This is a genomic window from Aeromonas sp. QDB25 (assembly GCF_027707725.1).
Lineage (GTDB): Bacteria > Pseudomonadota > Gammaproteobacteria > Enterobacterales > Aeromonadaceae > Aeromonas > Aeromonas caviae.
Genome location: NZ_JAPCIZ010000135.1, coordinates 1 through 5,365 on the forward strand (window position 1 = coordinate 1; position 5,365 = coordinate 5,365).

Below are 5,365 nucleotides of genomic sequence, written 5' to 3' on the forward strand. Positions count from 1 at the left end.
ATCAGGCCGCCCGATGAAGCAGGAACCCGGTACTGCGCGAGCAGCTATCACCCAGTAATGGGAATCCCCCTCCTGTGACGCGAAGCGCTAAGGTGGGGGAGGATGTCAAGGTGAAGACTTGCGCCGCGCGGTGCGCTGGCTCAGCGAACACCATCAACACGACATCCGGGCCATCGAAGAGGCCTGCCTGCGCTTCGATCTCTCCCCGCTGGATGAGGAGTTCCTGATTCGCCATTGCCGCGAGCAGCAGCCAACAAGCCGGACAGGTTAGACGAAGTTGGCCAGGTTGATGCCAAACTCCTTGGGGTCCACCGTGCTCTCTATGGTCTCCTGAACCCCGTTTTTGGCGAGATCCAGCCACTGCACCTCGAGATAATGGCGATGGCCTGCGTGATAGATCACCTTGACCACGGGCTTGAGCGGTTGCTGTTCGTTGCGCTGCATCACGATGGCCAGGCGCTGGTTGGAGAGCAGCACCAGGGTACCCACCGGATAGACCCCCATGCACTTGATGAACCTGGTTACCAGGTCGGCATCAAAATGCAGATCAACCCCCTTGAGCAGAATGCGAAACGCCTGGGTTGGCTGCATGCCCTGTTTGTATACCCTGTCTGCCGTCACCGCATCGTAGACATCGACGATGCCGCTCATGCGGGTGTAGAGGGAGAGCTGATCCCCCTTGAGGCGCCGCGGGTAGCCGGTGCCATCGATCCGCTCGTGATGGTTGGCGGCCACCTCCAGCATGATGGGGGTGATGCCGGCGGTGGCGGCCAGGATGTCGTGGCTGTGGACCACGTGCTCGCGCATCACCTCCAGCTCCTCATCGGTGAGCTTGCCCGGTTTGTTGAGCACCTCGTCCGGGGTCATGATCTTGCCTACGTCGTGGAGCAGGCCACCCAGGGTCAGCTCCTTGAGCACGCTGCGATCCAGCCCCAGGTAGCGGCCGAAGTGCGCCAGGAGGATGGCGACATTCATGGAGTGCTCCATCAGGTAGGCATCCTTGGCACGGATCCGCGCCAGACAGAGCATGGCATCGCCGTGGGTGAACATGGTATCGACCATCTCTTCGGCCACGGCGGCAAGGGGCGTGATGTCTATGGGCTCTCCGGCCTTGAGATGGCGAATGAACTTGCCCTGGAGTTCGCGCGCTTCCTGATAGAGCCGACGGATCTTGAGCTCGCGCCCTTCACCACTGCCGATCTGACGAGAGGAGCCCGCCCCGTTTGTCACCACATCCGCCGGGCTTGCCGTGCCCCCTCCCGGCAGCTTGCTGCGGGCAAGATCCACCCGCACCGTCAGCACGCCGCGCCGGATCAGCGCCTCCACCTGTTGAGGGTTGGTCACCATGCCCGTCTGGGCAATCTCCATGGCGCCAGTCTGGTTGGCAATGGCAATGACATACATGCCAGGTTTCAACTGGCTGACGGGGATGACGGGGTGAGACTTCGTCGGCTTCATGGGTACATCCTGGGCTTATTACTATGTGTGATGTCGGTCTGCTGACGGCAGTCTATCACTGGCACATCATGGCGTCAGGCGCCATCTTGAGTCCCTGTCGCTTAGTACTGGTGTTGTCGGGTCTGACCGATATAATGTCGCCCCCAATCATGATGGATTCCGAGGTTTTTGCATGCGGCTCGACAAATTTCTTTGCGATTGCTCCGATTTGACCCGTTCCCAGGCGGGCAAGCTGATCCGTCAGGGGGAAGTGCTGGTAGACGGCGTGCTGGTCAAGCAGCCCGCCTTTCACATCAATGAGCAACACCAGATCGAGTTTGACGGTGTCACCTTGACCCTGAACCTGCAGAATCGCTACTTCATGCTGCACAAGCCGGAAGGATATGTCTGCTCCAACGAGGACCCGGATCACGCCACCGTGTTCCACCTGCTCGACGAGCCGGCCATGGGTAAACTGCACGTGGTGGGGCGCCTCGATCTCGATACCACCGGGCTGGTGCTTATCACCGATGACGGCCAGTGGTCCCATCGCATCACGTCGCCCCGGCACGAGTGTGCGAAGACCTACCACGTCTGGCTGGCTGATCCCGTGAGTGAAGAGGCCATCTCGCTCTTTGCCGACGGTATCTACCTGCGCAACGAGAACGACAAGACCCGCCCTGCGGAGCTGGAAATCCTGGACGATCGGGAAGCTCGCCTGACCATCCACGAGGGCAAGTATCACCAGGTGAAGCGGATGTTCGCCGCCATCGGCAACAAGGTGGTCGGGCTGCATCGGGAACGCATCGGCGATCTGGCTCTGGACGATGAGCTGGCACCGGGGGAATACCGGGAGCTGACCGAAGAGGAAGTGGCTCTGTTCTAGGGGCGCGATCGCCTCTCTCCCTGTCCGGCGCGGGGGAGCATCGGCGGCTCAGAGCCGCCGATGGGCGTGTTGGTCCTTCCTTCTTGCAGGAGAGACGGGGCTCAGTTCCCCATTCCCAGCACCAGGGCCGTGCCCAGGGTGGCCAGCAGGGCTCCGGCCCAGGCGGGGAGCGAGGGACGCATCCCCGAGTGCCACCACAGCAAGGGCAGCAGAATGACCGGTGTGGTGGAAGACAAGATGGCCACCATGCCCACATCTCCCTGACGCAGGGCCACCAGGATCAGGGTCATTCCCAGCGTCATCGCCAGAAATCCGTTGATGCCTATCATGCCGAGCACCTGCCGGTTGATGGGGTTGTGCGGCATGGCGAGCGGCAGGCGCAGTGCCCGCAAGACGCAGTGTGCCAAGAGGGCGCTGCCCATGCGCACGCCGGAAGCGCTCACCGCGTCCACGGTGCCGCTCATCATCACCGGCTTGGCGATGATGGCTCCGAGGCTCTGGCACAGGGCTGCGGTGAGGCCAAGGGCTATGCCGACCACGAGGCGGCCGCGCACCTGCTCCCATTCGTTCTGCGGGTTGTCGCCACGACGACCAAACAGGATGGCGAGCATGACCCCGGCCAGGACCAGCAAGGCGCCTGGCAGGCGCCAACCATCGAGCCGCTCGCCAAAGAGCCAGAGCCCAAGCAGGGCGGAGAAGAGGGCGTGGCAGGAGAAGAGCAGACCGCTGCGCCTGGGGCCGAGCCGGTTCATGCAGGCAAAGAGGGCGGTGTCGCCGACGAAGATGCCGATGAGGCCGGAGAGGGCCAGCAGGGGAAGGGCGCTCTCGGTGAGGGTCTGCCAGCCTCCCGTCACCAGACTTGCGCTGGCCAGCATCAGGCTGACCAGGAACATCCGCCAGCGGCTGTAGGCAAAGGCCCCCAGATGGCGAGCCGGTTTGACGGAGATGAGGGCGGCGATCGCCCATAAACTGGCGGCAGCCAGCGCCAACCATTCGTAACCCATAAAGACCCCTGAAACGGTAGACGACAACCGGACCTACAGGCGACATATCACCCCGGGCCGATTGCTTACGGGGCAGGGGAGCGTGCCTTCTTGCTGTCGCACGCACCCGTGGCCGCTATGTCGTCATAAAACCATGAAAAAAATAGCCCGGAAGACTCCCTCTATCGGGCAGGCCCGATACAATACGGGCCGTCTTCGGGGATAACAAGCGCGGCATCATGCATTCGTTTCCAGGCGCACCGCCGGCCTTCTCCCTATTGCAGTCAAAAGAATTGAACGAGGTTAATGTATGTTTTACCGTTTCGCCGTCAGGCCAGCCCGTCGCTGGCTATCTCCCTTACTGCTTGGGTTGATGGCGGTGCCGCCGTCACTGGCTAGTAGCGTGGTTGAGCAGACTTACATTTCAGATAGACAAACCCTGGTCAAAGGCAATGGCGCCGAACCCGAGTCCCTCGATCCGGCCCTGATCCGCTCCGGCTTCCCAGGGGAGGTGGTGCTGGTGGACCTGTTCGAGGGGCTGGTGAGCGAGGATGGACAGGGCATGATAGTGCCAGCCCAGGCCCAGCGCTGGGAGACCAGCGAGGATGGACTGGTGTGGCGTTTCTTTCTGCGTCCCCAGCTCAAATGGTCCAACGGCGAGCCCCTCACAGCCCGGGATTTCGTCTACGCCTGGCGGCGGCTGCTGAATCCGGCGCAGGCTTCCCCCTCCGCTGGCCTGTTGCTGGCGACCGGCATCAACAATGCTCAGTCCATTTATGCCGGTGCGCTCGATCTCGATGCCCTGGGGGTGGAGGCAGAAAGCGACCAGATCCTGAAAGTGACCCTGGAGCGTCCCGTTCCCTATTTCCTGCAACTGGTCAGCCAGCGTCCCTTCGTGCCGGTCAACGAACGGGTCATCACCCAGTTTGGCAAGCAGTGGACCCAGCCAGGCAAGATGGTGAGCAATGGCCCTTACAAGCTGGCGAGCTGGGTGGTGAACGAGCGCATCGAAGCCGAGCGCAACCCCCAGTACTGGGATGACGCCCATACCCGGATCCAGCGGGTGACCTACCTGCCGCTCGCTTCCCAGCATGGGGAGCGGCTGCGTTACGAAGCGGGGGAAATCCAGCTCACCAACAAGGTGGCGCTGGAGTACTACCAGAAGACCATGCAGGAGGCACCGGAGCGGATCTGGGGTTTGCCGCTGCTTGGCACCTATCTTTATACCTTCAATCTCAATCTCCCTGAATTGCAGGATGTGCGGGTGCGCCAAGCGCTCTCCATGGCCATTGATCGCTACTTGCTGACCGAGAAGGTGAGCGGCCAGGGAGAACGTCCTGCCTGGTCATTGCTGCCCGCCATGCCAGGTTATGACGAACTGGATACCCCCCTCTCCCGGGAAGACCAGTCAACTCGGTTGGCCCGCGCAGCCGCGCTGTTGGCCCAGGCAGGCTACAACAGCGCCCATCCCCTCAGGTTGACACTGACCTACAACACGTCGGAGAACCACAAGAAGCTGGCTCTGGCGGTGGCGGCCATGTGGAAACCGCTGGGGGTAGAAGTCTCCCTCAACAACATGGAGTGGAATGCTTATCAGGTGGCCAAGAACAGTGGTGATTTCATGCTGGCTCGTTCATTTTTGTTTGGTGATTATGTCGAGCCGTCGTCCATGCTTGGCAGTTTCCGCTGCCAGGATCCCCAGAACGAGAGCGGCTACTGCAACCCCGTCTTCGATGGTCTGCTGCAGCAGGCCGCCGAGACCCTGGATGCCAACGTTCGGTCCGGGATCTATCATCAGGCCGAGCAACTGCTGATGGAGGAGGTGCCCGTCATCCCCGTCTATCACTACAACCAGATGAGACTGGTGGACCCGGCACTGCGCGGCTTGCCGAGCCGCAACCTCAAGGGCGCCATCGCCACCAAGGATCTCTATTTCAGCCAGCCATCATAAATGCGAAAGGGGACTCCCTCCGACGTAGGTGGGAGGGGAATTTCGCCGGGGCGTCAGCCCCGCTGGTTTTGAATGTATTGCTTGATCACCTCCAACGGTGCTCCGCCG

The 5,365-nt window shown here is 61.6% G+C and carries 5 protein-coding genes; 3 read left to right on the plus strand and 2 right to left on the minus strand.

What is annotated here, in order from left to right; all coding sequences use genetic code 11:
- The first annotated feature begins 118 nt into the window (after positions 1-118).
- Positions 119-271: a hypothetical protein gene (locus tag PG883_RS22480; protein ID WP_082189310.1), complete on the plus strand. Its 153-nt coding sequence runs from the start codon at positions 119-121 to the stop codon at positions 269-271.
- Here the strand turns inward: PG883_RS22480 and PG883_RS22485 are convergent.
- A complete protein-coding gene (locus PG883_RS22485; RefSeq protein ID WP_069785267.1) occupies positions 268-1,458 on the minus strand; it encodes an HD-GYP domain-containing protein in 1,191 nt (396 codons plus the stop codon). The genes PG883_RS22480 and PG883_RS22485 overlap by 4 nt on opposite strands.
- A gap of 172 nt (positions 1,459-1,630) precedes the next feature.
- Here PG883_RS22485 and rsuA point away from each other — a divergent pair, with 172 nt between their 5' ends.
- Positions 1,631-2,323: a 16S rRNA pseudouridine(516) synthase RsuA gene (gene rsuA, locus PG883_RS22490; RefSeq protein WP_043153817.1), complete on the plus strand. Its 693-nt coding sequence runs from the start codon at positions 1,631-1,633 to the stop codon at positions 2,321-2,323.
- 101 nt (positions 2,324-2,424) lie between these two features.
- Here the strand turns inward: rsuA and PG883_RS22495 are convergent, their stop codons facing one another.
- Complete coding sequence (locus tag PG883_RS22495) at positions 2,425-3,327, minus strand: DMT family transporter (RefSeq protein ID WP_069785266.1); 903 nt, start codon at positions 3,325-3,327, stop codon at positions 2,425-2,427.
- 289 nt (positions 3,328-3,616) lie between these two features.
- Here PG883_RS22495 and PG883_RS22500 point away from each other — a divergent pair, with 289 nt between their 5' ends.
- The gene (locus PG883_RS22500; protein WP_103261370.1) at positions 3,617-5,257 is read left to right on the plus strand and encodes a peptide ABC transporter substrate-binding protein; all 1,641 of its coding nucleotides are present in this window, start codon (positions 3,617-3,619) and stop codon (positions 5,255-5,257) included.
- Positions 5,258-5,365: the final 108 nt, after the last annotated feature.

Coding starts and splice junctions, on each gene's coding strand:
- PG883_RS22485 (WP_069785267.1), bottom strand. CDS start 1,458: ATGAAGCCGACGAAGTCTCACCCCGTCATCCCCGTCAGCCAGTTGAAA.
- rsuA (WP_043153817.1), top strand. CDS start 1,631: ATGCGGCTCGACAAATTTCTTTGCGATTGCTCCGATTTGACCCGTTCC.
- PG883_RS22495 (WP_069785266.1), bottom strand. CDS start 3,327: ATGGGTTACGAATGGTTGGCGCTGGCTGCCGCCAGTTTATGGGCGATC.
- PG883_RS22500 (WP_103261370.1), top strand. CDS start 3,617: ATGTTTTACCGTTTCGCCGTCAGGCCAGCCCGTCGCTGGCTATCTCCC.